General features: G+C 72.3%; 22 protein-coding genes. 3 read left to right on the forward strand and 19 right to left on the reverse strand.

Going from position 1 to position 23,437, the window contains the following annotated elements; translation table 11 throughout:
* Positions 1-52: 52 nt before the first annotated feature.
* From ACFRCG_RS44710 to ACFRCG_RS44720, 3 genes are all read right to left on the reverse strand, one after another.
* Positions 53-466 carry a VOC family protein gene (locus tag ACFRCG_RS44710; protein ID WP_380042413.1) on the reverse strand — a complete coding sequence of 138 codons (414 nt, stop codon included), beginning with the start codon at positions 464-466 and terminating at the stop codon, positions 53-55.
* A 302-nt stretch (positions 467-768) separates the two neighbouring features.
* Positions 769-1,506: a DUF4232 domain-containing protein gene (locus ACFRCG_RS44715; protein WP_380042414.1), complete on the reverse strand. Its 738-nt coding sequence runs from the start codon at positions 1,504-1,506 to the stop codon at positions 769-771.
* A 209-nt stretch (positions 1,507-1,715) separates the two neighbouring features.
* A complete protein-coding gene (locus ACFRCG_RS44720; RefSeq protein ID WP_380042415.1) occupies positions 1,716-2,405 on the reverse strand; it encodes a TetR/AcrR family transcriptional regulator in 690 nt (229 codons plus the stop codon).
* 114 nt (positions 2,406-2,519) lie between these two features.
* Here ACFRCG_RS44720 and ACFRCG_RS44725 point away from each other — a divergent pair, with 114 nt between their 5' ends.
* Positions 2,520-3,749, forward strand: a complete 1,230-nt coding sequence (locus tag ACFRCG_RS44725) for an FAD-dependent monooxygenase (protein WP_380042416.1) — start codon at positions 2,520-2,522, stop codon at positions 3,747-3,749.
* A 28-nt stretch (positions 3,750-3,777) separates the two neighbouring features.
* Here the strand turns inward: ACFRCG_RS44725 and ACFRCG_RS44730 are convergent, their stop codons facing one another.
* From ACFRCG_RS44730 to ACFRCG_RS44785, 12 genes are all read right to left on the reverse strand, one after another.
* Entirely contained in the window at positions 3,778-4,422 is a 645-nt protein-coding gene (locus ACFRCG_RS44730; protein WP_380042417.1) for a hypothetical protein, read from the reverse strand.
* Between the two features lie 215 nt (positions 4,423-4,637).
* A complete protein-coding gene (locus ACFRCG_RS44735; RefSeq protein ID WP_380042418.1) occupies positions 4,638-6,857 on the reverse strand; it encodes a hypothetical protein in 2,220 nt (739 codons plus the stop codon).
* Between the two features lie 229 nt (positions 6,858-7,086).
* Entirely contained in the window at positions 7,087-8,985 is a 1,899-nt protein-coding gene (gene iolD, locus ACFRCG_RS44740; RefSeq protein ID WP_380042419.1) for a 3D-(3,5/4)-trihydroxycyclohexane-1,2-dione acylhydrolase (decyclizing), read from the reverse strand.
* Positions 8,982-9,854, reverse strand: coding sequence for a 5-deoxy-glucuronate isomerase (iolB, locus tag ACFRCG_RS44745; protein WP_380042420.1), 873 nt, complete (start codon positions 9,852-9,854; stop codon positions 8,982-8,984). Before iolB ends, iolD begins: the two co-directional genes overlap by 4 nt.
* Positions 9,851-10,735 (reverse strand): deoxyribose-phosphate aldolase, encoded by an 885-nt coding sequence (locus tag ACFRCG_RS44750; RefSeq protein ID WP_380042443.1) that lies wholly within the window; start codon positions 10,733-10,735, stop codon positions 9,851-9,853. Before ACFRCG_RS44750 ends, iolB begins: the two co-directional genes overlap by 4 nt.
* Before the next feature lie 2 nt (positions 10,736-10,737).
* Positions 10,738-11,832 (reverse strand): 5-dehydro-2-deoxygluconokinase, encoded by a 1,095-nt coding sequence (gene iolC / locus ACFRCG_RS44755; RefSeq protein WP_380042421.1) that lies wholly within the window; start codon positions 11,830-11,832, stop codon positions 10,738-10,740.
* Positions 11,829-12,626 (reverse strand): 6-phosphogluconolactonase, encoded by a 798-nt coding sequence (locus tag ACFRCG_RS44760; protein ID WP_380042422.1) that lies wholly within the window; start codon positions 12,624-12,626, stop codon positions 11,829-11,831. Before ACFRCG_RS44760 ends, iolC begins: the two co-directional genes overlap by 4 nt.
* Before the next feature lie 5 nt (positions 12,627-12,631).
* Positions 12,632-13,465, reverse strand: a complete 834-nt coding sequence (locus tag ACFRCG_RS44765; RefSeq protein WP_380042423.1) for a carbohydrate ABC transporter permease — start codon at positions 13,463-13,465, stop codon at positions 12,632-12,634.
* Positions 13,466-13,468: 3 nt separating this feature from the next.
* Positions 13,469-14,356, reverse strand: a complete 888-nt coding sequence (locus ACFRCG_RS44770) for a carbohydrate ABC transporter permease (protein WP_380042424.1) — start codon at positions 14,354-14,356, stop codon at positions 13,469-13,471.
* Positions 14,353-15,738: an ABC transporter substrate-binding protein gene (locus ACFRCG_RS44775; protein WP_380042425.1), complete on the reverse strand. Its 1,386-nt coding sequence runs from the start codon at positions 15,736-15,738 to the stop codon at positions 14,353-14,355. Before ACFRCG_RS44775 ends, ACFRCG_RS44770 begins: the two co-directional genes overlap by 4 nt.
* Before the next feature lie 86 nt (positions 15,739-15,824).
* The gene (locus tag ACFRCG_RS44780; protein WP_380042426.1) at positions 15,825-16,769 is read right to left on the reverse strand and encodes a sugar phosphate isomerase/epimerase family protein; all 945 of its coding nucleotides are present in this window, start codon (positions 16,767-16,769) and stop codon (positions 15,825-15,827) included.
* A complete protein-coding gene (locus tag ACFRCG_RS44785) occupies positions 16,766-17,932 on the reverse strand; it encodes a Gfo/Idh/MocA family protein (RefSeq protein WP_380042427.1) in 1,167 nt (388 codons plus the stop codon). Before ACFRCG_RS44785 ends, ACFRCG_RS44780 begins: the two co-directional genes overlap by 4 nt.
* Before the next feature lie 224 nt (positions 17,933-18,156).
* Here ACFRCG_RS44785 and ACFRCG_RS44790 point away from each other — a divergent pair, with 224 nt between their 5' ends.
* Together ACFRCG_RS44790 and ACFRCG_RS44795 are read left to right on the forward strand one after the other, a co-directional pair.
* A complete protein-coding gene (locus ACFRCG_RS44790; protein WP_380042428.1) occupies positions 18,157-18,900 on the forward strand; it encodes a GntR family transcriptional regulator in 744 nt (247 codons plus the stop codon).
* Between the two features lie 58 nt (positions 18,901-18,958).
* A complete protein-coding gene (locus tag ACFRCG_RS44795) occupies positions 18,959-19,831 on the forward strand; it encodes an ROK family protein (protein ID WP_380042429.1) in 873 nt (290 codons plus the stop codon).
* A 31-nt stretch (positions 19,832-19,862) separates the two neighbouring features.
* Here ACFRCG_RS44795 and ACFRCG_RS44800 read toward each other — a convergent pair whose 3' ends face one another.
* The 4 genes from ACFRCG_RS44800 to ACFRCG_RS44815 form a co-directional block, all read right to left on the reverse strand.
* Positions 19,863-20,870 carry a nitroreductase/quinone reductase family protein gene (locus ACFRCG_RS44800; protein WP_380042430.1) on the reverse strand — a complete coding sequence of 336 codons (1,008 nt, stop codon included), beginning with the start codon at positions 20,868-20,870 and terminating at the stop codon, positions 19,863-19,865.
* A gap of 54 nt (positions 20,871-20,924) precedes the next feature.
* Complete coding sequence (locus ACFRCG_RS44805; protein ID WP_380042431.1) at positions 20,925-21,515, reverse strand: TetR family transcriptional regulator; 591 nt, start codon at positions 21,513-21,515, stop codon at positions 20,925-20,927.
* Positions 21,516-21,636: 121 nt separating this feature from the next.
* A complete protein-coding gene (locus ACFRCG_RS44810; RefSeq protein ID WP_380042432.1) occupies positions 21,637-22,413 on the reverse strand; it encodes an SDR family oxidoreductase in 777 nt (258 codons plus the stop codon).
* A gap of 67 nt (positions 22,414-22,480) precedes the next feature.
* Positions 22,481-23,392 carry an RNA polymerase sigma-70 factor gene (locus ACFRCG_RS44815; protein WP_380042433.1) on the reverse strand — a complete coding sequence of 304 codons (912 nt, stop codon included), beginning with the start codon at positions 23,390-23,392 and terminating at the stop codon, positions 22,481-22,483.
* Positions 23,393-23,437: the final 45 nt, after the last annotated feature.

Consider the following 23,437-nt stretch of genomic DNA (forward strand, 5'->3'; position numbering starts at 1 on the left):
GTGCTGCGCCGCGCCGCGCCGTTCCGGACGGCTGTGAGGTGAGGGATCGCGGCTACTCCGCGTAGGGCTGGTCGGTTCCCTGGGCGCTGTAGCCGAGGCTCCAGATGTAGCCGTCCGGGTCGGCGAAGGTGCCGCCGTAGCCGCCCCAGGGCAGGGCGCCGGCGGGGTTGAGGATCGTGGCGCCGGCCTTGCGGGCCTCGGCCATGATCTCGTCGACTCGTGCCTCGCTGCGGACGACGTAGGTCAGGACCAGGCCGCTGAAGCCGCTGCCTTCGGGGTCGGTGCCCACCTGGCCGGCCAGACCCTCGCGGGCGTAGAAGCCGACCGGCGAGGCGCCGTCGGATGCGAAGAACACCGAGATGCCGAAGTCGTTCTCGATCTTCCAGCCGAGCCCCTCGGTGTAGAACTCCTTGGCCCGGTCCATGTCACGGACACCGAGGAGGATCGAGCTGACGTGCGCCTTCATGTCTTGCCCCTTGCATTGTGGATGTGTCGTATCCGCCGGGCGTCCGGACTCCGGCCCGGATGCCCCGCGGTTGCCATGACCATCACGCTAGGGGCCGCGCGGCGGCCGGGGCTTCTCGAATCCTGCTCGGTGTCGCGACGCCGCGCCGACGAGGACCCGAGCGTCACGGGCCGGGCAGCTGTCTCGGCCCGGCACCCGCCCGCGTGGGCGGCGTGGTGCCGCGGCGTTCCGACCACCGTCGGCACTCGGTGATCGACGTCCGCTGGGGCGGGCCGGGGAGGCCGGTCGGGAGGCGGCGAGGGTCAGCCGCCCTGGCCGGCGCTGCCGATCGGGCCGACCTTGATCGGGGCGCCACCGCTCTTGACGGGGAGCCTGCCGACGCCGGGCCAGTTCAGGGTCACGGACTTCGTCTCGTCCGGCGGGGTCACCACCAGGCCGGTGATGCGCAGGCCGGAGGCCTCGCCCATCGTCTCCAGCGGGTAGTTGATGCCGAAGGACACCGACTTGCCGCTCTCGAGAACGAACGAGCCGGGCTGCGCGCCGGTGCGCTGCGCGGATATCTCGCCCGCGTCGGTCTTCAGGTTGACGCCCGCGTAGCCGGACATCGAACAGTCCGGGCCGTTGTTCTTGAACGTGACCGCGACAGTGCCGTCGGAGTCGCCGCCGATGGTGCTGTCGATCGCGGTGGCCTTCAGAGCGTCGGTCCGGCACTTGGCGGTCTTGCCGTTGCCGCCGCCGCCCGAGGTGGTTCCGGCACCGGCGCTCGTGCCCTGGCCGCCGCCGCTGTTCTGCCCGCCGGAGGTATTCGCTCCGCCCTGGGTTCCGCTGCTCTGGGTTCCGCCCTGACCGCCCTGGCTGTTGGTGCCCTGACTACCGCCCGGGTTGGCCGTGTTGGGCGCTGCGGGCGCCTGACCGCCCGGAGCGGTGGACGAAGTGCCCTTCGCGGCGCCGGAGTCCGAGTCCTGGCAGGCGGTCATCAACAGGACACCGGCGACGAGGGTCGCGGAGGCGAGGACGGTCCGGCGGCGGGTGGCGGACATGAAAAACCCCTTGGTATCGCGTAGTTGAAGCCTCGACGGCGCATGGCTTCCCGGTGCTTGCGTGATCACCATGCCGGGGCGGCGACCCCCCTGGGAACCGACGTCGGCGTTCCACGACAGCGCTGTCACCAACCGGTGACATGGTCACAGAACGCAACAAGCGCGAGGACGGCGCCGATCGCGGAGCACCGTCTCCGCGCCCGGGTGGCTCAAGCCGTCGGCGGTGCGGGTCGCGTGGAAGAACCGCGCGGCAGTGCCCGCTCTCCCGACACGGCGATCTCCAGGAGCCCCCGAACGGCCTCCCGCAGATCCTCCCCGCTCTCCGGTGTCCCGGGTGACGGGACGGTGCCGGGCGGGGCCGTCAGCCGATCGAAGATCAGCCCGTCCACGCAGGCCAGATGCCGACGGGCCCGCTCCTCGGCCCGGGCCCGGGGTATGCCGGCGGCCGTCAGCAGCGCGCACATCTGCGCCCTGGCCGCGTCCCCGTGTCGAAGGATCTCCCGCAACTCCGGTTCGTGGACGGTCTCCAGGACGCAGTGATAGCGCGCGAGGGTACGCACACGTCCGGGCCCGAGCATGTGGTCGACGAAGGCCGCGGTGGCGTCCGCGAGTCGGTCCAGGTGCGCGGGGCCGAGCAGTCCGGCTCGCGGCGGGGCGAGCAGCGGTCCGTCGGCGGCCAGTGCGACCTGCCGCAGGTCCTCGGCATCCAACTCGACCAGGCGCTGGACCGCTTTGGTGATCAGCGCCTTCCGGGTCCGGAAGTACGCCGAGGTGGTGCCGACGGGCAGTTCGGCCCGGGCATCCACGCCGCGATGGGTGAGCGCCCGCATGCCGCCGGAGGCCAGCAGTTCGATCGCCGCGTCCGCGAGAACCGTCCGACGATCGTGTTCCGCACGCACGCCTGCTCCCTCCGGCCCCCATGTTGCTTTCTACATCCGTAGTATACGGTCTTCTACAGAAGTAGAAGCGAGGGGGCGTGAACAATGCCGGAAAAGAACGCAACGAACCCAGACGTGAACAACCACGCGAACACACACGCGCACAACCACCCGACCGCCCGATCTGCGGTGGTCGTCGGCGCCGGCATCGGTGGCCTGGCGGTCGCCATCGGGCTGCGTCGGATCGGTTGGCGGGTCACCGTCCTCGAACGCAAGGCGGTCGGCGGCGAGGTCGGGGCGGGGATCGCCCTGATGAGCAACGCGATGCGCGCGCTGGAGAGCCTGGGCCTCGGCCCCGCGGTCAAGGCCGGCGGCCGACCGCAACTGTCCACCGGAGTGCGCGCCGGCGACGGCCGGTGGTTGTCCCAGGTCGACGGCACGGCACTGGAGGCCAAGCTCGGCACCGGGATCTACTCACTGCACCGGGCCGAACTCCACGACATCCTGCGAGAAGCCCTCCCCGCGGACTGCGGCGTCGTCACCGGGGCCGAGGTCACCGACATCACGCAGGACCCGAAACAGGCCCTCGTCCACTACACCGGCCCGGGCGGGACGGCGACCATCGGGGCCGATCTGGCCGTCGTCGCCGACGGCGTCAACAGCCGCGTCCGCGCCCGACTGTGGCCGGACGCCCCGGCCCCCGTCTACAGCGGCTCGACCGTCTGGCGCGGAGTAACGACGGAGGCGTTCCTGCCCACCCCCGACATCGCGCAGACGCTGCACGACGGCGCCGAGATCGGCGTCATGCCCATCCGAGACGGCCGGGTGTGCTGGCACATGGTCACCAAGGCGAAGGCCGGAGTGCGCTACGACAACGAGTGGGCCGAGGTGTGGCGACGCGTCGACGGCCTGCACGACCCGATTCCGGCCCTGCTGAAGGCCACCGCCCCGAAAGCCGTCCTCCACCACGACATCCACATCCTGGGCACCCCCTTGGACACGTACGTGGCGGGCCGCGTCGCCCTGCTCGGCGACGCCGCCCACGCGATGCCCCCACACCTGGGCCAGGGCGCGTGCATGGCCATCGAGGACGCCGTCGTCCTGGCCGCGTGCCTGCACACCCACCAAAACCAGGCCACCGCGCTGGCCGCATACGACGACACCCGCCGCCCCAGAGTCGCGGCCGTGACCAAGGCCTCACACCGCATGGGCCGCATCCAAAAGGCGGAAGGCCGCCTGGCGGTGGCCATGCGCAACACCGCGATGCGCCTGACCCCGCCGGCGGTGGCAATGAAGGCAATCCTCAAATTCGCCGACTGGACACCCCCGAGGATCCCACTGCCCGACACCGGGACGACGGCGTAGCCCTTCCGGGAGAGGGTGGAGTACCCGGTCAGTCCCGGCCGTCGGTCCGGAAGATCCCGTCACGGGCGAGCCAGACCAGGGTCGGGGTGCCCAACTCGTCGAACCAGGCCGGGGGTCGCGCCGAGGTGAAGGCCGCGGCCATCGCCTCGAACCAGGCCGCGAATGACGGGAAGTCGGGTACGGCGTCGTCCTGTTCGTCCCATGTGCCGTCGGCGAGGCAGCGTGCCCGCGGCTCGTCTTGATGGTGGTAGTACACCGGGTACTCGCCGTCCGCGACGGGTTGTGCGACGTCGAAACACCACACCGCCTCGTAACCGGCTTCGGCGAACCCGACCAGGTGATCGGTCGACAGGTGCCGTCCCGGCTCGCGATCGACCCCCTCGGGCATGTGCACCAGATCGGCGTTCAGTTCGAGGAGTTCGTGCTCGTCCACGAGGACGAACTCACACTCGCGGTCATCCTCCTCGCGAAGGCAGCGCAGCCGATTGTGCTCCGCCGGCAGCGCGCGGTAGCTCGGCGGAACCGACCAGGCGACGGTACCGAAGTGCGGCGCCGGGAGGGTTTCCCGCGCCCGCACCGCCTCGCGCGAAGCGGGGCCGGAACCATCGAGTTCGAGCAGACCCGCCGCGGCGGCCCGGCGCAGGTCCAGGAGAGTGTCGAGAGGTTTGGCCATGGTCCGACTCCTGGGGTCCTCGGGCGCCGCCTGCCGCCCCGCCGGCGGTGCCGCACCGTGAGAGCCGGCGACGCCGGGCGCCCGAGGGCGCTCCGGCGTCGCGGAGTTACGGTGTCACGGCGCTGCGGTGGAGAGGAAAGCGAGAGGACTGAAGAATACCCAAGTGGGTTGAGAAGGAAGCCCCCTCATGGCCTCGCCGCCGCCGACGCTACCAGTCACGCGGGGATCAGGTCGCGCAGATTTTCCGTGGTGACCACCCGCGACTCCGGGTGCAGGCCCTCGGGCCGCTCCAGGCCGATGAACGTGACCGGACTCTGCGGCAGCGGCCCTCCGTCCCATCGGGTGACCGCCGCGGCGCGCTCCGCCAGCAGATCGGTCAGATACCGCACCGTCGACTGGTCGCGCTCGACGATGCCGCGGACCAGCGTCGCGACCGTCACCCGGTTGTCCTCCACCCGGTTCGCGGCCGGCTTGCCACGCAGGTACAGATGCAGCCACTTGGCACGCCACTTCCCATCCCTGCCGCGCAGGAACACCAGCGGCAGCGCGACCCGCCCCTGCCCGCGCAGTTCCGACTTCATGCGCACCGTACGCGGCTCGAACGGCCGCCCCCGCTGCTCGTCCTCACGCAGCATGAACCCGAAGAACGACTCGGCGACCTCCTCGAACCCCTCGCCCGCGTAGATGTGGACCTGGGGCACGATGAAGCCCCCGCGGACGGCGCCCAACCGCAGGTTGACGAACTCCGAAGCCCCTTCGGGCGCGTCGACGATGTCGCCGGAGTGCTCGCCGTCGACCGAGGACAGCGCGGTGTACGAAAGCCACGACACCGTTTGGTAGTCGGCGTCCAGCATCAGCGCCGACAGGTCGAAGTCCGTCGTATGCCGGGTCTGCTTCCAGTACACGAAGAACCGCAGCAGGTCCCCGCGGATCCGCGAGACCGAGCCGCGCGGGAGCACCCCGAGGCCGGCCGCGGACGCCCTGCCGCTCAGCGGCAGCGCGACGTCGAGCACGTCCGGGCCGAGGACCAGGTGCCCCGGGTCCGGCAGGCGGCCGCGTATCTCCGCGTCCACGGCGGCGACGACGCGGTCGCGATGCGCGGCGGACACCGGTGCGCGCCGCTCGGGCGTGACCCACGCACCGCCGAGTCGGTTCACGAACACGCGCCCGCGGCCGTGCGGTTGATCCCCGGGCGCCGAATCGGTGCCCGCCACCCGGCGGTTGAGGAAATGTTCGCGGACCGACAGCAGCACCCGCCCGGACACCCGCGGTGCGGCCTCGACGGCCGCGGTCACCACCATGTCCCGCACCTGCTCGGTCCGGGCGCCGCGCAGCAGCCGGTCCAGGGAGCGGAACAGCTTCCCCGGGGCGGCGGACGCCAGCAGCAGTGCCGCTCCCGCGACATCCTCCGCCGCGAGGAGCGTGTCGACGCGGCTGTCCACCGACGGGGCCCCCGACTCGCCGCGGGCCACCGCGAACACCTCGGCGGCGTGCGGCCATTGCGGGTATTCGTGCGGGTGGAGCCGCTCACCGAGCCGCTTGAACGCCTCCCGGTGCACGCGCACGTCGGCGAGCTTGGCCGGCGATGCCGCGACCACCGCGTCGAGCGCGGCGAGCAGTCCCCGGCGCATCGGCCGCGGTACCGACCGGAAGCGGGTCGGCTCGATCAGCGTCACATCGCCGTCCGACAGCGCGCAGGCGAGCCGCAGCACGTCGGTGACGGTGTCCACCAGCGGGCTCATCCCGGAGGTCAGCCGCGCGCGGTTCACCACGGCACGGTTCTCCCGCACCGGGATCACGTCGGGCTGCGGCCCGGCGACGCATGCCTCGGCCAGCAACTCCAAATCGAACAACGCCTCTTCCCCGAGCGGCGTGGTGCTGCCGGCCAGTGCGAGGTAGAGCGCCGCGACCTCGTCGTCGGGGTCGCCGCCGGGGTGCAGCACGGTCACGCGGTCGCCCGCCGCGTGGATCAACTCGTCGTGTGCGAGCAGCATTTCCTCGTAGGTGTGCCGATACTTGCCGTACGAAGGCAGGGTCAGCAGGTCGACCACACCCGTGCCCGGTTGCGCGAGCGTGCTCGCCCGCGAGGACGTGTCGGCGAGCGCGTCCGCGATACACCCCATCCAGAAATCGAGCGTATCGGGCACGTTGGCTGGGAAGTCCACGAAGTACGTGTTGTGCGCGACGTGGTCGCCGACCATCTCCCGCACGGTCGCCAGCGTTCGCGCGCCGATCCCGACCACCGTCGCCTCGTCCAGCCCGGACAGGCGCTCCAGCAACGCGGCCGACGCCTTGAACCCGACCGACATCAACGCCGCGTCGAACCGCCGTGCCGCCGCCGCGCCTTGCCCCGCCGCTCCGGCCCTTGCCGCAGTGGGGACGGGAACACGGTGACGGTGCCGGACGACCAGGTATTCGAAGTCGCTGTGGGTCATTCGCGCATGCTCGCAGACCCACGTTCGCACCCGCACGCGAGTTTCCGACGCCGTGCTTCGCCCCTCGGGCCAGGGTGAGGACGGTGTCCGGGCCCGCCCTGGACTTCGGCGCTCGCGGGCGTCGGCCCGGGCCCGCTCCTTGGCTGTGACGTGCGAACCCGGGTGCGAGCCCGTCCGGCCGGTGAGGGTGGGCTTTGCCGGGCGGACGGGCTTGCGGCTGCGGGAGTGGTCAGGAAGTTGCTGGGCGCAGTAGGGGGCGTTGGGTGGACTTTGCCTGTTCGTAGCCTTGGCGGGCCTTGGCGGTCGTGGGGGTTGTGGAGACCTCGGCGACGGGGACGTCCCACCATGCCTGTGAGGATGGGGTGCCGATCAGGGGGTCGGTGTCCATGTGTACGACCGTCGTGTGCGTGGAGGCGCGGGCGGTGGCCAGGGCGGTGCGGAATTCGGCGAGTCCGGTTGCTCGGAGTACGTTCGCGCCCAGGCTGGCCGCGTTCGCCGCCAGGTCGATCGGCAGCACGCCACCGTCGAACGTGCCGGATCGGCGGTCCCGGAAACGGTATTGCGTGCCGAATCGTTCGGCGCCCACCGCCTCGGACAGCGCCCCGATCGAGGCGTAGCCGTGGTTTTGTACGAGCACGATGACGAGTTTGACGCCCTCGGCGACGGCCGTGACGATCTCCTGCGCCATCATCAGGTAGGAGCCGTCCCCGACCAGGACGAACACCTCGCGCTCGGGCGCCGCCATCTTCACGCCCAGGCCACCGGCGATCTCGTAGCCCATGCAGGAGAACCCGTACTCGACGTGGTAGCCCAGCGGATCGGTCGGGCGCCACAGTTTGTGCAGGTCGCCGGGGATGGAGCCGGCGGCGGAGACCACCACGTCGTGCGGCGCCATCGCCTCGCGGACCGCGCCGATGATCTCGCTCTGGGCGGGCAGCGGGGTGTGGGCGCGGGCGAACGCGGCGTCGACCTCGGCGTCCCAGCGGCGCACCGCCTCGGCGGCGCGGGCGCGGTGTTCGGCCGGGGCGCTCCAGCCGGTCAGCGCCGCCGTCAGTGCCTCCAGGCCCGCCCGCGCGTCCGCGACCATCGCGACGCCCGCGTGCTTGGCCGCGTCGAACGCGGCGATGTTGAGGTTGACGAAGCGCACGTCGGGGTCGGCGAACAGGGTCCGCGACGCGGTCGTGAAGTCCTGCCACCGGGTGCCGACGCCGAGCACCACGTCGGCGTCGTGGGCCAGCGCGTTCGCCGCGACGGAACCCGTGTGGCCGATCCCGCCGACGGCGGCCGGGTGTTCGTGCGGCAGCGCGGCCTTGCCCGCCTGGGTGACCGCGACCGGGATGCCGGTGGCCGCGGCGAACGCGGCGAGCGCGGCACTCGCGTCGGCGTGCACCACACCGCCGCCGGCCACGATCAGCGGCCGGCGCGCGCTCCGCAGCACCGCGACGGCCGCGGCCAGCGAGTCGGGGTCGGGCACCGGTCGGCGCACGTGCCACACCCGCTTGGCGAACAACTCCTCGGGGAAGTCCCACGCCTCGGCCTGGACGTCCTGCGGCAGCGCGAGGGTGACCGCGCCCGTCTCGGCCTGGTCGGTGAGCACCCGCATGGCCTGGATCGCGGCGTGCGCGAGCTGCTCCGGACGCTGGACGCGGTCGAAGAAGCGGGACACCGGCCGGAAGGCGTCGTTGACGCTGATGTCGGCGGCGTACGGCAGTTCCAACTCCTGCAGGACCGGCGAGGCCACCCGGGTGGCGAAGGTGTCGCCCGGCAGCAGCAGCACCGGCAGCCGGTTGATCGTGGCCAACGCCGCGCCGGTGACCATGTTGGTCGCCCCGGGTCCCACCGACGTCGTGCACGCCAGCGTCGACAACCTGCGCCGGGTGCGGGCGTAGGCCACCGCCGCGTGCACCATCGCCTGCTCGTTGCGGGCCTGATGGTAGGTCAGGTCGCCGGGCCGCTCCAGGAGCGCCTGTCCGATCCCGGCCACGTTGCCGTGCCCGAAGATCCCGAAACAGCCCTCGATCAGCCGGTGTTCGACCCCGTCGCGTTCGCTGTACTGGCGGGAGAGGAAGCGCACCAGCGCCTGCCCCGTGGTCATCCGCACGGTGTTCGTCGTGCGCCCGGTGTTCATCGTGGTCCCTCCGCATCGCACATCGGCACCCGGGGGTCGCGTTCCACGCTCTCCCAGGACTTCCGGACCCAGTGGTGTTCAGGGTCGTCGCAACAGGCCATCGTGCGCTGCGGATGAGGTCCCGCGAGCACGTTCAGGTAGTACATCGGGTATCCCGGCGGCGCCATCGACGGGCCGTGGTAGCCGCGCGGCACCAGGACTACGTCGCCCTGGCGCACCTCGGCGAGCACGTCCACCGACTGCCCGTCGTAGACCCGCTGGTAGCCGAAGGGGCGCCCGGGGCCGCCGGAGGAGCCGAGTTCGAAGTAGTAGATCTCCTCCAACACCGCCTCGCCGGGGCGGGCCTCGTCGTGCTTGTGCGGAGGGTACGAGGACCAGTTGCCGCCGGGCGTGAGCACTTCGACCGCGACCAGGCGGTCGCAGCCGAAGCCGTCCGGCGCGGCGAAGTTGTTGACCTGCCGCGAGGCGGCGCCCGCACCGCGCACCTCCACGGCGACGTCGGCGGCCGGCACGTACGCCGGAGCCAGGCGCCGCTCGCAGCGCGCCGTCGGCAGCGCGAAGCGGCCGCCCCGCTCGGATGTCACGCTCACCCGCGCGTCGCGCGGGGCGTAGACGAAGTCGCTCACCCGCGCGAACACGTGCTCGCGACCCGCGAGTTCGAAGGTCGCCTCGTCGACGGTGACCACGCACGACCCGGCCAGGGGCAGCACGATCGTCTCCGCGTCGCCCGTCTCGAACCGACGGGTCTCGCCCGGGGCCAACTCCAACACGCGCAGCGAGCTGTAGGCCCAGCCCGCCGACTCGGGGGTGATCGCCACCCGGAAGCCGCCCTCGGCGGTGCTGCCGTCGGGCAGGTGCAGGGGGCTCACCGCGTGGCCCCACGCACCAGGGACACGGCGGTGTCGACCGCGCCGGCCACGTCGCCGTCGTGCGGGAAGAGCATGGTGCGTCCGATGATCAGGCCGCGCACGTGCGGGATCTCCAGCGCGCGCTGCCAGGAGGCGTACATCGCGTCGACGTCGCCGCCGCCCTCGCCGCCCAGGAGCAGCGTGGGCATGGTGGTCGAGGCCATCATGCGCTCCATCTCGTCGACGACGGGCACCTTGAGCCACGTGTACGCCGAGGTGCGCCCTAGTGCGGCGGAGATGTTGTTGACCTTCATCTGCGCGTCGGGGGTGAGGATGTTGCGGACCCTGCCGTTCTCCCGGACCGACAGGAACGGCTCTATCAGCGCCATGAGTTCGCGTTCGGCCAACTCGTTGACCGCGTTCGCGGTGCCGATCAGCGTCTCGGCGGTGCCGGCGTCGGCCGGGTCCACGCGCAGCAGGATCTTGCCGCCGTCCAGGCCGCCCTCGGCGATGCCGCGCGCGTCGTAGGAGCCGAACCGGTCGTCGAGTTCGAAGCTCGCGCCGGGGATGCCGCCGCGGTTCATCGAGCCCAGGACCAGCTTGCCGTCCAGCGCGCCGAGCAGGATCAGGTCCTCGACGATGTCCGGGGTGCCCAGGAAGCCGTCCACCCCGGGGCGGGCCAGCGCCTCGACGCAGCGCGCGAGCAGTTCGTGCCGGTCGCCCATCGCGGTGGGGTCGCCTCCGGCGGCGATCGCGCCGCGCGCGGCGTGGTCGGCGGCGAGGATGAACAGCGGACGGGCGAAGCCGGCGCGCTCGAACCGGGGTCGGGCCAGTGCGGCGCGGCGGATGGCGCCGGGGTCGGTCAGGCGGGTGGTGACGACCGAGGCGATGTCGGGGGCGATGCTCACAGCTGTCCTTCGGTAGGGGCGGAAACGGGGGTGGCGCTCGGGGTGGAGCCCATGACGGAGCCGGAGGCGGCACCCGGGGTGGCGCCTGTGGTGGTGCCCGGGCCGGCGCCCGGCGTGGAACCCGTGGCGGACCCGGTGACGGTTCCGCCGACAGAGCGCGCGATCAACGCGTCGATCTCGGTCGGGGTCGGCATCGCGTCGGCGCACGCGTGCCGCCCGGCCACAAAGGCACCGGCCGCGTTGGCGATCTCCAGCGTGCGGCGCAGCGGCAGTCCGCCGGCCAGACCGGCCGCGAGCGCGCCGCCGAACGCGTCGCCGGCGCCGAGGCCGTTGACCACCTCCACGGGGATGGGCGCCAGCCGAATCTCCTCCGTGGCGGTGCGCGCCAGCACGCCGGCCGGCCCCTGCTTGACCACGGCCAGCCGCACGCCGCGAGCCAGCAGCCGATCGGCGGCCTCGTCCGGGTCGCGCGTCCCCACGGCGACCTCGACCTCGTCGCGGTTGCCCACCGCCACGGTGGCGTGCGCCAACGCCCGGGCGTACCAGGCGGGCGCCTCGCTCGGATCGGCCCAGAACATCGGCCGCCAGTCCAGATCGAGCACGGTGTCGCCGCCCTCGACCCGGTCGGCGACGGCACGCAGCGTGGTGCCGCGCGAAGGCTCGGCGGACAGCCCGCTGCCGGTGATCCACACGATGCGCGCGGCGCGCAGCGCCTCGGTGTCCAGGTCCTCGACGGTCAGCGCCATGTCGGGGGCGTTGGGCCGGTAGAAGTAGAGCGGGAAGTCGTCCGGCGGGAAGATCTCGCACAGCACGACGGGCGTCTGCCGGCCGGAGACGGTGACCACGTGGCGGTCGGCGACGCCGAATCCGCGCAGCGCGCGGCGCACGAAGTCGCCCAGCGGGTCCCGGCCCACACCGGTGACCACGCTCGTGCGCAGCCCGTGCCGGGCACCCGCGACGGCGACGTTGGTCGCGCTGCCGCCGAGGTATTTGGCGAAGGTGCGCACATCGGCCAGGCCGACGCCGATCTGTTCGGGGTACAGGTCCACGCTCACCCGACCGAGGGTGATCAGGTCCAGGGCCTCGCTCATCGGGCGTCCGCAGCGGCGCGGTCCACGTACAGGGACGGGCGTTCGCAGGTGACGACCAGGGTGGCCGGCCACGCCGGGTCGTAGTCGCCGGCCGCGCCCAGGCGGCGCACCGCCTCGCGCTTGTGCTCGCCGTGTACGACCATGACCGCGCGTCGCGAGCGGGAGACGATCGTCCGCACGCCGACGGTGACACCGTGCCGGGGGACCTCGTCGAGCGAGGCGTAGTCGGGGAAGGTGCCGAGGTTGTCGCGCCGGGTGCTGTCGGGCAGTTCGACGACGCGGCTGAGGCTGTCCCGGGGCGCGCCGGGCGGGTTGAAGGCGATGTGTCCGTCGGTGGCGCCGGAGGCCAGGATGAACAGGTCGATGCCGCCCGCGTCGGCGAGGCGGGTGTCGTACGCCTCGGGGTCGGCGGGGTCGGGGAACCAGACGGCGTCGGCGGGGATGCCGCGCCCGGGGCCGGCGGCGGCGTTCAGCGGGGCGACGATCTCCTCGGCGGCGAAGCGGTGGCAGCTGTTGTGCGCGCCGTGGTCGATGTCGGTGTAGCCGTCGGGGCCGGCCACCACGTATTCGTCCATCATCGCGATCACCACGTGCCGCAGGTCCAGGCCGCGGGCGGCGACCTGTTCGGCCAGCGCGTCGTAGACCGGCTTGGGGCTGCGGCCACCCGGGCAGCCCAGGACGTAGCGCACACCGGCCGCGGCGGCGGCGACGACGCCGTCGGCGATCTCGCGGGCGAGCGCTTCGCCGAGGTCCGCGGGTGCGTCGAAGACCCGGAGGGGAAGGGGGGCTGGCATGGGTGTCACTCCTTGACGGCGCCCGCGAGCATTCCGCTGATCATGCGGCGCTGGAGGGCGATATAGCTGATGAGCACGGGAAGGGCGACCAGGACGGCCGCGGCGGCGGTTACGCCCGGGTCGCTGTTGCGGCGGTTGCCGGCGAAGAACGACAGGGCGAGCGGCGCGGTCTGCACCGAGCGGTCGTCGGGGACCAGGACCAGGGCGAGCAGGAACTCGTTCCAGGCGAAGAGGAAGAGCAGGGTGGCCAGGGTGCCGATCGCGGGCATCGCCATCGGCAGCAGCACCGAGCGCAGGGTGCGCAGGCGGGATGCGCCGTCGACCGAGGCGGCCTCGCGCAGCGCGGGCGGCGTGGAGACGAAGAAGGTTCGCATCCAAAACACCGCGAAGGGCAGCGACAGCCCGATTTGCGGCAGGATCAACGCCCAGTAGGTGTTGACCAGTTCCCAGTCCTTGAGCTGGTAGTAGAGCGGGATGACGGTCGCCTCGTACGGCATCACGAGCCCGATCAGCAGCAGCCCGAGCATCGGGCCCTTGAGCGGGAACGGGAAGAACGCGAGTGCGTAGCTCGCCAGTACCGCGAGCACGATCGTGCCGATCACCACGGCGGCGGCGACGATCAGGCTGGAGGTGAGCGCGTCCGAGAACAGGCCGCGCCGCCACGCCTCGGTGAAGTTGTCGAAGCTGACCGAGTCGGGGATGGAGAATCCGCTGGTGCGCGTGCCGGGTTCGCCGAACGCGAGCAGCAGCACGGACAGGAACGGGTAGAGCGCGACGAGGGCGGCGACCGCGAGGATCGTGTGCCCGATGACGGTCTGTCGGCGACTGTTTCTCGGCATCGGTCAGCCCTCCTTGCCGCGCACGAGGCGCATGATCACGCCGGTGACGACGAGCACCACGGCGGTCAGGCAGACGCTGATCGCGGCGGCGCCGCCCACCTCGTGGGTGAGGAACGCGCCCTGGTAGACGAACACGCTGGGCACGGTGGTGGAGGTGCCCGGGCCGCCCGCGGTGGTGTTCCACACGAGGTCGAAGTTGCGCAGCGCGTAGGTGATGGTGAGCACGAGCGCGATGGCGATCTCGCCGCGCAGCGCGGGCAGGGTGACGGTGAAGAACTCCCGGATGGGGCCGCAGCCGTCGAGCCTGGCCGATTCGTACAGTTCGGTGGGGATCTTCTGCACGCCGGCGAGGAAGAGCACCATGCACAGGCCGTACATCACCCACGTGCCGACGATGCCGACCGCCGGCAGCGCGGTGTCGTAGTCGCCGAGCCAGGCCCGCGCGAGCGAGCCCAGGCCCACCGCGCGCAGCCCGGCGTTCAGGGGGCCGTCGATGTCGTAGATCCAGCGCCACGACACCGCGACCACCACGGTCGCCAGGATCTGCGGCAGGAACAACACCGCGCGGAAGAAGCTCAGCCCGCGCACCCTGATCCGCGACATCAGCGCGGCCAGGAACAGCCCGAGCGCGACGGGGAAGATCGCGTAGAAGACGACGAAGACCAGCGAGTGCGCGATCGCGGAGGGGATCCGGCCGTCGTCCAGGAGCGCGGTGTAGTTGTCCGCGCCGACCCAGCGGCCCTCGGTGATGCCGTCCCAGGCGAACAGGGACACCCAGGCCGTCTGGCCCAGCGGGCGCAGTACGAACAGCGTGTAGAACACGGCGGCCGGCAGCAGGTAGAAGAACGCGGGCCAGTACTGTCTCGCGCTCCAGGCGCGCAGGCCGCTCACGACGCGGCCTTGCGATCCGTGCGCTGTTTGGCCGCGAACGCTTCCCGGTCGTCCTGGAGCGCCTTGGCGAAACCGCTCGGCGAGGTGTGTTTGGCCAGCAGGTCCTGGGTCTTGGCGCCGATGGTGTCGTACATGGTGGTCGAGGCCCAGTCGAGGTAGAAGTTCTGGCCGTCGTCGGCCAGGAGCTTCAGGCCGATCGTGTTGACCTGCTCGACCACGGGGCTGCCTGCCTTGACCTTGCCCGCGCCGGTGACCGGGGTGCGGCCGACGTCGGCGATGGTCTGTGCGAACTCGTCGCTCATCAGCAGGTCCAGGAACGCCACCGCGGCGGGCAGCTTCCTGGTCTTGGCGCCGATGTGCCAGCCCAGGCCCAGCGAGCCCACGGTCGCGCGGGTGCCGTCGGCGCGGGCGGGCAGGGTGAAGCCGACCCTGCCGTTCATGTTCTCCTGGAGCGAAGGGGCGTTCCAGGAGCCGGCGACGAGGAACGCGCCCTCGCCGGCGCCGAACTTGGCGACCGCGTCGTCGGAGCTGATGCCGTTGTAGCCGGGGCCGAAGTAGCCCTGCGCCGCCCAGTCCTGCACGGTCCGGGCGGCGTCCACGGTGCCGGGGTCGGCCACCGTGGTGCCGGGCACTCCGCTGATCCACGAACGCACTTCGCGGCTGGGCACGTTCTGGCCCTGGACCAGGCCGATGACCTGGCTCGCCGGATACTTCTCGGCGTTGCCGAGCATGATCGGCTGCTCGCCGGCGGCCTTGACCCGGTCGAGCGCGGCGGTGAACTCGGCGTAGGTCTGCGGCGGCGCGATGCCCAGCTTCGCGAGCTTGTCGGTGTTGTAGAACACGCCGACGTATTCGGTGGCGGGGCTGATGCCGTACAGGCTGCCGGAGCCGAAGATCGAGCCGTCGGGCGACCAGCGGTACTGCTTGAGCGCGCCCTCGGTGAAGGTGTTCTCCCACCCGTAGGCGCGCATCACGTCGTCGAGCGGGCGGATCAGTCCGGCCTTGACCAGCGGGCCGTCGGTGCCGTAGCCCTGGTTGCCCTGGGCGAGGTCGGGCGCGTCGGAGCCGGACATCGAGTTGACGACGGTCTTCATCAGGTCGTCGAAGCCCTTGGTGGCGACCTCGACCTTGACGTTGGGGTACTTCTTCTCGTACAGCGGCACGAGGGCCTTGAGCGTGTTCTCCTCGCCGGCGTCGGCGAGCACGCGCAGCTTGGTGTCGCCCATGGCCTTGACGTCCTCGGCGGTGACCCGTTGGGTCACGGGACCGCCGGCGAGGTCGGAGGCGACGGTGGTGCCGCCCGCGCCGGGGACGCCACACGCGGTGGCGAGGATGCCGGTCAGGGCGATCCCCGCGACCGCGGTCCAGCGCAGAGATTTCATGGTTGCTCCCGGATCCGACCACGGTCGGTGGTCAAGAGGGACCGGGGGGCGGCCTGGCGGGGCGCCCCCCGGGATCGGGGTCGGGGTCAGACGAGTTCGGCGACCTTGGCCGCGAGCCACGCGCGGTTGGCGGCCTGTTCGGCGGCCACGGTCGGGTACAGCTCGGCGGGGGTGGGCGCGCGGTCCTGCTCGATCAGCAGCCACTCGCGGTAGCCGCCGCGCAGGAGGGCGACCAGGAATCGGTCGATGTCGACGTCGCCGTGCCCGAAGGGCACGCACACGTTCGCCCACCACGTGTCGAAGTCGGTGCGGCGCGCGGCCTTGGCCCGGGCCAGCACGCTCGTGTCGACGTCCTTGAGGTGCACGTGGTTGATCCGCTCTTGCCAGCGGTCCAGGCACTCGACCGGGTCGCCGCCCGCGAGCTGGATGTGGGCGATGTCCAGCGTCAGGCCCACCTCGGTGAGGTCGAGCAGCCGGTCCACCTCCCAGGGCGATTCGACGAAGGTGCTGATGTGCGGGTGGAAGGAGGTGCGCAGCCCGTACGAGCGGGCCAGCGCGACGGCCCGCTCGGACAACTGCGCCAGCCGCCGCCACCCGGCGTCGTCGAGCGCGAGCGAGCGGTCCTCCCAGGCGCGGGCCGGGTTGTGCAGCAGGGCCTCGCTGCCCTCGTCGGCCAGGATCGCCAGCGGTGTCTCGCCGGTGGCCTCGGCGCACGCGGCCAACTCGCGGCAGGTCTGTTCCATCCGGGCCAGGTCGTGCGCCACCACGTCGTCGCCGAGCGCGTAGTGCACGGGGATGTAGGCCCCGACGGCGGCCAGGCCGTGCCGGGTGAACAGGGCGGCGGTCTCGGCCGGGGTGCCGAAGAACCCGGGCGGGCCCAACTCGCTGCCCGCGTAGCCGGCTTCGGCCATCGAGGCGAGCAGGGCCTCGGGCGAGGTGCCGGCGCCGCCGGCGGCTTCGCCGTAGACGCCGTAGCTGACGGGGGCGTTACCGATCCGCAGGGCGGGGCCGGAGGGTCGGATCGTGGTCATCGGGCGTCACCTTCCACGAGGGCGGCCTCGCCGCCGACGCGCACGTCGGCGCGGCGGGCGATCGCCGCGATCAGCGCCTGGAGGCAGCGCACGTCCTCGGCGGCCCCGCTCGCGGTCGAGCGCACCGGCGCGCCGTGCGTGATCGACGCGGCGAACTCCGCCAGTTGTACGACGAATCCGGTGTCGTATCCGGAGCGCACGAGCGAGTCGCGGCTGGCCCCGTCGTGGGCGCGCTCGACCCGCAACGTGCTGCGCACGTCCACGAGGTAGGGCGCGGCCATGTCCAGGCGCAGCCGGCCGTCGCGGGCGAGCACGGCGACCTCCTCGCCGTATTCGGGGTGGTCGGGCAGCCAGTTCCAGTTGAGCACCAGGCGTGCGGCCCCGTCGACACCCAGCGGCGCGGACGCCAGCAGGCACGGCGGTTCGCCCTCGACGGGCCACGGCCACAGGTCGGCGGTGTCGAAGGAGGTCGGCAGGGTGAAGCCGAGCGCGCGCAGCAGCGAGAGTTCGTGGATCACCGAGCCGTTGAGCACCTCGCGGTAGTAGCGGCCGAGTTCGGCCGGGACCTCGCCGAGGGCGTCGAGCGTGCGGTCGGCCTCGTAGCGGATCGCCTCGGCGATCACCGCGCCGTCCGCGTCGTCGGCCGGCGGCGGCATCCGCAGGTGCGCGACCTGGGGCTCGTCGGCCGGGTGCAGCACGGTCACGCGCACGGTGCGCGGGGTGTCGAGGGTGTCCAGCTCGGCGGCGGCGAGCGCGGTGATCGGGTCGTACATCTTCATGTAGCCGACCTGGAGCACCAGGCCGCGCTCGGCGGCCAGCGCGCCGAGTTCGTCGGCCTCGGCGACGGTCAGGCACAGCGGCTTCTCGGCGAGCACGTGCTTGCCGGCGAGCAGGGCGGCCTTGGCGTCGCGGGCGTGGGTGCCGGGGGTGGCCAGCAGTACGGCGTCCACGTCGGGATCGGCCAGGACGCGGGCGTAGTCGGTTTCGGCCCGCACGCCGGCGCCGGTCCCGGCGGCGACGGACGCCGCTCGGGAGGGTGACAGGTCGCACACGACCGCGGTGGTGACGACGTCGCCGAGGCGCCGGATCGCGGGCAGGTGCACCGACTGGGTGATCGTCCCGGCACCGACGACGGCGAGACGGACGGGTTCGCTTACCGGCATTGAGGGTTCCTTGCGCGTCGTGGTTGTGGCGGAAGCCGTCCACAGTGGACAGAACATCCATATCGGACGGGCTGTCCGTAACGGACAGGAGGGGGTCGTCGGAGTGACGGGTCCCGCTTGTCGCTTCTTCCCGGATCATGACCTACGGCAGACCAGTTAGTCCAGAGATTGGACCAGATTCGCATCTGGTCTGACTATTGGTTCTTCTGGTATGTTCTCGCGCTGTGACAGTCAGCGACGATCTCCCCGCCGCCGCGGGACCCGCCGTGCAAATCGCCTACCGGGCACTGGCCCAGGCGTTGGACCGGCGCGAATTCCCCGCGGGCAGCCGCCTGCCCGGCGAACGCGCGCTCGCCCAACGGTTGGGGGTCAGCCGCAGCAGCCTGCGCCTGGCCCTGGCCGGTCTGGAGCGCGACGGCCGGGTGCACGCCTCCGCCCAACGCGGGTGGTACGTCTCCACCGACGTGGTCAGTGAACCGCCGAGCCTGCTGCGCAGCTTCACCGACATCGCACGGGACCGCGGACTCACCGCCACCGCGCGGCTGCTGACCCGGCGGGTGCGGCCGGCGAGCTACGAGGAGGCGGTGCGGCTGCGCGTCGCGCCCGCCTCCGAAGTGGTGGAGATCACCCGCGTGCGCGGCCTGGACAACGTTCCCGTCTGCCTGGACACCACCGTGCTCGTCCGCGACCGGGCGCGGGCGCTGGAGACGGCGGAGCTGGAGAATCGTTCGTTGTTCGCGCTCCTGGAGGAGACGGGCGTACACATCCTGCGCAGCCAGTACACCGCGCACGCGGACGCCGCGGACGCGTCCACCGCCGAGCTGCTGCGGGTGCCCGTGGGCTCGCCGGTGCTGATCGGCGAGGAGGTCACCTTCGATCGCGGTGAGGTGCCGGTGTTGCTGGGGCGGGCGGTGTATCGCGGGGACGCGTATCGATTCGAGGCCACGCTGCATCGGGGGGCCGAGTAGGGGCCGGCGGGACCTCGCGCCGCGTACGACCGATGAGCAAGCCATCGTGGGAGAAACCTTGAGCACCTTCGTCACCGCGGCCCTGGACGTGGGCGGCACCAAGATCGCCGCCGCGCTCGTCACGGCCGACGGAACCGTCCTGCACCGCGACGAACGCCCCACCGTCACCGCCGGGCGGCTGCGCGACCCTGGGCTCGCCGGCACCCGGGCAGCGGCGGTCGACCTGCTCGCCGCGGCACGGCGCCTGGGGCTGACGGTGACCGGGCTGGGCGCGGGCTTCCCCGAATACGTGGCCGCCGACGGGCTGCTGACCAGCCGCGAGGTGTTGGCGTGGGACAAACAACCGCTCGACGTGCTGTCCGCGCTCGCGCTCGACGTCCCGTGTGCGGTGGGGTCGGACGTGCGCTGTGGCGCGCTCGGCGAGGCCCGGCACGGCGCCGGTCGTGGGCTGGACGGCTTCTTCTACGTCTCGCTTGGCACCGGCCTGTCCTCGACCTTCGTGCTCGACGCCGTGCCCGTGACCGGTGCGCGCGGTGAGGCGATCGCGCTCGGCGAGTTCGAGGTGCCTGCTTCGGTGGACCCGAACTGGCCGGGCAATCTGGAGAGTTACGCCTCCGGGCGCGGCATCGGCGAGCGTTTCGGGGTGGCCGGGACCCGCGAGGTGCTTGCCGCGGGCGGGCCCCGGGCGGCGGCGGTGCTGGACTCCGCCGGCCGCGCGTTGGGCACGGTCCTGGCGGCCGTGGTGCGACTGCTCGATCCGGCCGCGATCGTGGTGGGCGGTGGGCTGGGCAGCGCCGCCGGACCGGTGCGCGCGGCGATGGAGCGCGCCTACGCCGAACACACCGCCGCGCGCCCCGCGGCCCCGCCGCTGCTTACGGCCATACTCGGCGCGGACGCCGGACTCGTGGGCGCCGCGGCCCTGGCCGGATGAGTGCGGGTCCGGGGTCGCCGGCGGGGCCGGCTCAGGACGCCGTTCGGGTGAGGTCGATGCGTACGGTCGCCGGGGTCGTGGCGAACCTGCGCAGTGTCTGAGCATGGTGTGTGGGGAACGCGCCGAGGCGTGCCTGTACATCGTCGTCGGGCAGCAGCGCCGCGACGCCGGGGACCCAGCGGCCGCGCAGGTGTACGCGTACGTTCGGGTCCGCCGACAGGTTGCGTACATACGCCGCCCGGGAGCCGTGCTCGGCGACCAGCCACAACACCGAGTCGGGGTCGCGGCGTACGCCCACCACCGTCCGGCGGCGACGCCCCGTGGTCCGTCCCGTGGTCTCCAGCACCGCGTGGTGCGGAAGCACGCCCGAGCAGGCGAGCGCTCGCATCGGCGGGTTGAGCACCCATCGTTGCAGGCGGCCCATGCGAAGCCGGCGACAGCGGGCGTCGGCCGCGTCGAGCGCCGCCACCTGGGCGGCAGTCGCCGGCGCGACGGTCATCGGCCCCGCCCCCAGCACGCGGCGGCTGACGACGGGAGCGTCGGCCGCCGTCCCGCGGACCCGACGCACCGCCGGAGCGTGCAGCGCGCCCCAGACCAGGAAGGCGACTCCCGCCGCGACCTGGGCCAGGCCGCCGGTGACCGCCTCCGACCACCCGAACTCGCGGGCGGCGACGCACCACAGCACCCCCGAACCGCCGATGGCGACGGTGTCCAGGGCGACCGTGGCACGGATGTGGGTGCGCGACTTGCGGCGTCGACCGGGTCGCGTCCGCAGCACCCGGTCGCCGACCCGGCCGAGGGGCGTGCCGTGCGCGAGCGCGTGCCACAGGACGAAAAGGGCGGCCATGGCCGCCCCGGCGGCGACGGCGATCGGTTCGCCGTCCCAGTCGACCAGGAGGCCCGGCCATGCCGAGAGCACCCAGGCGGCGCCGACCAGGACCCACGCGGCGCCCTCCCAACGAAGGGTCTCCGAGCGGGAGGCGAGTGCGGGACGGGGAGCGTCCACGGTGCGGAACGAGGAGGCGCGCGTCGGTGTCATACCGGTTAACATAACGACCGTCATGTCAATCGGCAATACGCCCACCTCGACCAATCACCGTGTACGGCAGGCGACTTGAAGATCGTCCAGGCGCCTTGCGAGCTGCCCCGCCGCCCGGTTCAGCCGCTCGCGCTCGCCGGTGGCCAACAGGTCGAGCACCATGCCCGCGAGCGCCGACGCCGCGACCGTCGCCTCCGCCTCGGCCTCCTCGCGCCCCAGACCGGCACTCGCGAGATCACCCGACAGCAACTCCACCCACGCCGACATCAACCGCGCCCGAAAGTCTCCCGGCAACAACCCCGACAGCCGCGGAATCGCCAGCGCCTCGAACACCAGCCGCACGCGCGCGAGATGCGCCGGCTCCGCCACCCAATCCCAGTACGCCGCGACCACCCGGCCGACATCACCACCGGCGTCCCGCATCGCCCCGCGCGCCATGGCCGCCTGCTCGGACTCCACGAACTCCAATACCGCGCGCAGCAGTTCCTCCTTCGAGCCGAACTGGTACGTCAGCGTGTACGTGCTCACCCCCAACGCCGCCGCCAGTGGCCGCAGCGAGAGGTCGCCGAGCCCCGTCCGCGCCAACTCGTCCACGACCGCACGCAGGATCTCCGGCCGCCGCTCGGGGTTCGGTTTACGTCCCATGCGCGGAAAATACCCGACGCCCACCGGATGGTGCCCGCGCGGGCCGTGGTGCGAAGCGAGGTGCCCCGGCCCGCGGTCGGGGGCCGCGGGCCGGGGGAGGGGATGCAGGCGTCGGGGCCGGTCAGGTGGGTTGCTTGGCGGTGAGGTAATCCTCCCAGGTCCGGACGCCCACCGCGTGCTCCCGCGTGACCAACCCCCCGGCGCGGAACCCGGCGCCCGCCTTGCCCGGGACGCGTACGGGCACGACCCTTCGCCGCCTGCCCATCGCCTCCAGCCAGGAACGTGCCAGGTCCACCGCCTCGTAGACGCGCGGTCCGCCCATGTCCGGGACCCGCCCGGCCGGCGCACCCAGCGCCAACTCCACCAGGCGGTCGGCCACTTCACCCTGGTCCACGGGTTGGCACTCGGTCTTCGACGGGACGAGGACGACGGGTGCCTTGGCGAGGACGCCGAACGCCTTGTGCAGCAACTCGGGGAACTGCGTCGCGCGCAGGTTCGTCCACGGAATACCCGACGCGGCCAGCAACCGCTCACCCTCGACCTTGATCCGGTAGTAGGAGTACGGGATCCGGTCCACGCCGACGATCGAGATGTTCACGATGTGCCCGACTCCGGCCCGCCGCGCCGCGTCCAGCAGATGCCGCCAGCCGGGGATGTCGTGCTTCGGCCGCCGCGTGTCCGAGGCGCAGTGGATGATGGTCGCGACACCGTCGAACGCCGCGTCCAGGCCCGTACCCGTCTGCAGGTCGGCGGTCACCCAGGTCACCCCCGGATCGTCGGGCAGCGCCGTCCGGCGGGTCATCGCCCGCACCGGCACGCCGGCACGCCGTGCCCGGTTCAGCACCTCACGCCCCAGCACACCGGTGGCACCCGTCACCAGGATCACGTTCTCGCTCATCGGTCCTCCTCGCCACGGCGACGCCGCACCTCCGCGACGTCGCCCTCGTCAGCAAGGAACCGAACGGCTACGCGTTACGTGACAACTCTCGGCATTGTTCTTCGAGAAATTTCAGCTTCTCCGGATTCCGGACCATCCGCACGCCCGCTATGCCCTCCGCGCCGACCTCCACCACCGCGGCCGTCGTGAGCGCCCCGTCCTCCCAGCCCAACAGCGCCGTGTCGCCGTTGACCTCGGCGAAGCCGAACTCCATACCGGAGGCGAAGCGGGCCATCAGACCCAGGAGGAACCGGGCCACCTTGTCCCGACCCAAGACCGGGCGCGTGGACGCGGTGACCTTGCCGCCCCCGTCGGACCACGCCACGACATCGTCCGCGAGCAGCGCCTCCAGTTCGTCGAGCGCTCCCTCGGCCGCCGCCGCGAGGAAACGCGCCAACAGATCGGAGCGCACCGCCGCGGGAGCCTCGAAACGCGGCCGCCCGGACGCGAGGCGCAGCCTGGCCCGCCGGTGGGTCTGCCGGGAATTGGCCTCCGGCCAGTCCAACACCTCGGCGATCTCCCGATGGCTGTATCCGAACGCGTCCCGCAACACCACGACCGCCCGCTCCGGCGGCGACAACCGCTCCAGCATCACGAGCATCGCCATCGACACCGCGTCCCGCTGTTCGGCGGTCTCCAACGGCCCGAGCACCCCGGTGTCCGTCCGCACCGGCTCGGGCAACCACGGTCCGACGTACTCCTCGCGCCGGGCCCGCGCGGACGTCAGCCGGTTGAGACACAGGTTGGTCAGCACCTTGGCCAACCACGCCCCCGGCGCGTCGATGTGTCCCCGCTCGGCCGCGTGCCAGCGCAGATACGTATCCTGCACCGCGTCCTCGGCCTCGGCCGCCGACCCCAACATCCGATACGCGATCCCGAACAGCCGCCCCCGCTGCGCCTCGAACTCGGCGGTCGGATCGGGAAACGGGTCGGCGGTCACGAAACCCACCGTACAAGCCCGACCCCACACACCCGCCGGCACCTC

The organism is Embleya sp. NPDC056575 (genome assembly GCF_042793325.1).
Classification (GTDB): Bacteria; Actinomycetota; Actinomycetes; order Streptomycetales; family Streptomycetaceae; genus Embleya.

Bases quoted from the DNA above. Each gene is read 5' to 3' on its own strand.
- ACFRCG_RS44710 (WP_380042413.1), bottom strand. From the start codon at position 466: ATGAAGGCGCACGTCAGCTCGATCCTCCTCGGTGTCCGTGACATGGAC.
- ACFRCG_RS44715 (WP_380042414.1), bottom strand. From the start codon at position 1,506: ATGTCCGCCACCCGCCGCCGGACCGTCCTCGCCTCCGCGACCCTCGTC.
- ACFRCG_RS44730 (WP_380042417.1), bottom strand. From the start codon at position 4,422: ATGGCCAAACCTCTCGACACTCTCCTGGACCTGCGCCGGGCCGCCGCG.
- ACFRCG_RS44735 (WP_380042418.1), bottom strand. From the start codon at position 6,857: ATGACCCACAGCGACTTCGAATACCTGGTCGTCCGGCACCGTCACCGT.
- iolD (WP_380042419.1), bottom strand. From the start codon at position 8,985: ATGAACACCGGGCGCACGACGAACACCGTGCGGATGACCACGGGGCAG.
- iolC (WP_380042421.1), bottom strand. From the start codon at position 11,832: ATGAGCGAGGCCCTGGACCTGATCACCCTCGGTCGGGTGAGCGTGGAC.
- ACFRCG_RS44760 (WP_380042422.1), bottom strand. From the start codon at position 12,626: ATGCCAGCCCCCCTTCCCCTCCGGGTCTTCGACGCACCCGCGGACCTC.
- ACFRCG_RS44765 (WP_380042423.1), bottom strand. From the start codon at position 13,465: ATGCCGAGAAACAGTCGCCGACAGACCGTCATCGGGCACACGATCCTC.
- ACFRCG_RS44775 (WP_380042425.1), bottom strand. From the start codon at position 15,738: ATGAAATCTCTGCGCTGGACCGCGGTCGCGGGGATCGCCCTGACCGGC.
- ACFRCG_RS44780 (WP_380042426.1), bottom strand. From the start codon at position 16,769: ATGACCACGATCCGACCCTCCGGCCCCGCCCTGCGGATCGGTAACGCC.
- ACFRCG_RS44785 (WP_380042427.1), bottom strand. From the start codon at position 17,932: ATGCCGGTAAGCGAACCCGTCCGTCTCGCCGTCGTCGGTGCCGGGACG.
- ACFRCG_RS44800 (WP_380042430.1), bottom strand. From the start codon at position 20,870: ATGACACCGACGCGCGCCTCCTCGTTCCGCACCGTGGACGCTCCCCGT.
- ACFRCG_RS44805 (WP_380042431.1), bottom strand. From the start codon at position 21,515: ATGGGACGTAAACCGAACCCCGAGCGGCGGCCGGAGATCCTGCGTGCG.
- ACFRCG_RS44810 (WP_380042432.1), bottom strand. From the start codon at position 22,413: ATGAGCGAGAACGTGATCCTGGTGACGGGTGCCACCGGTGTGCTGGGG.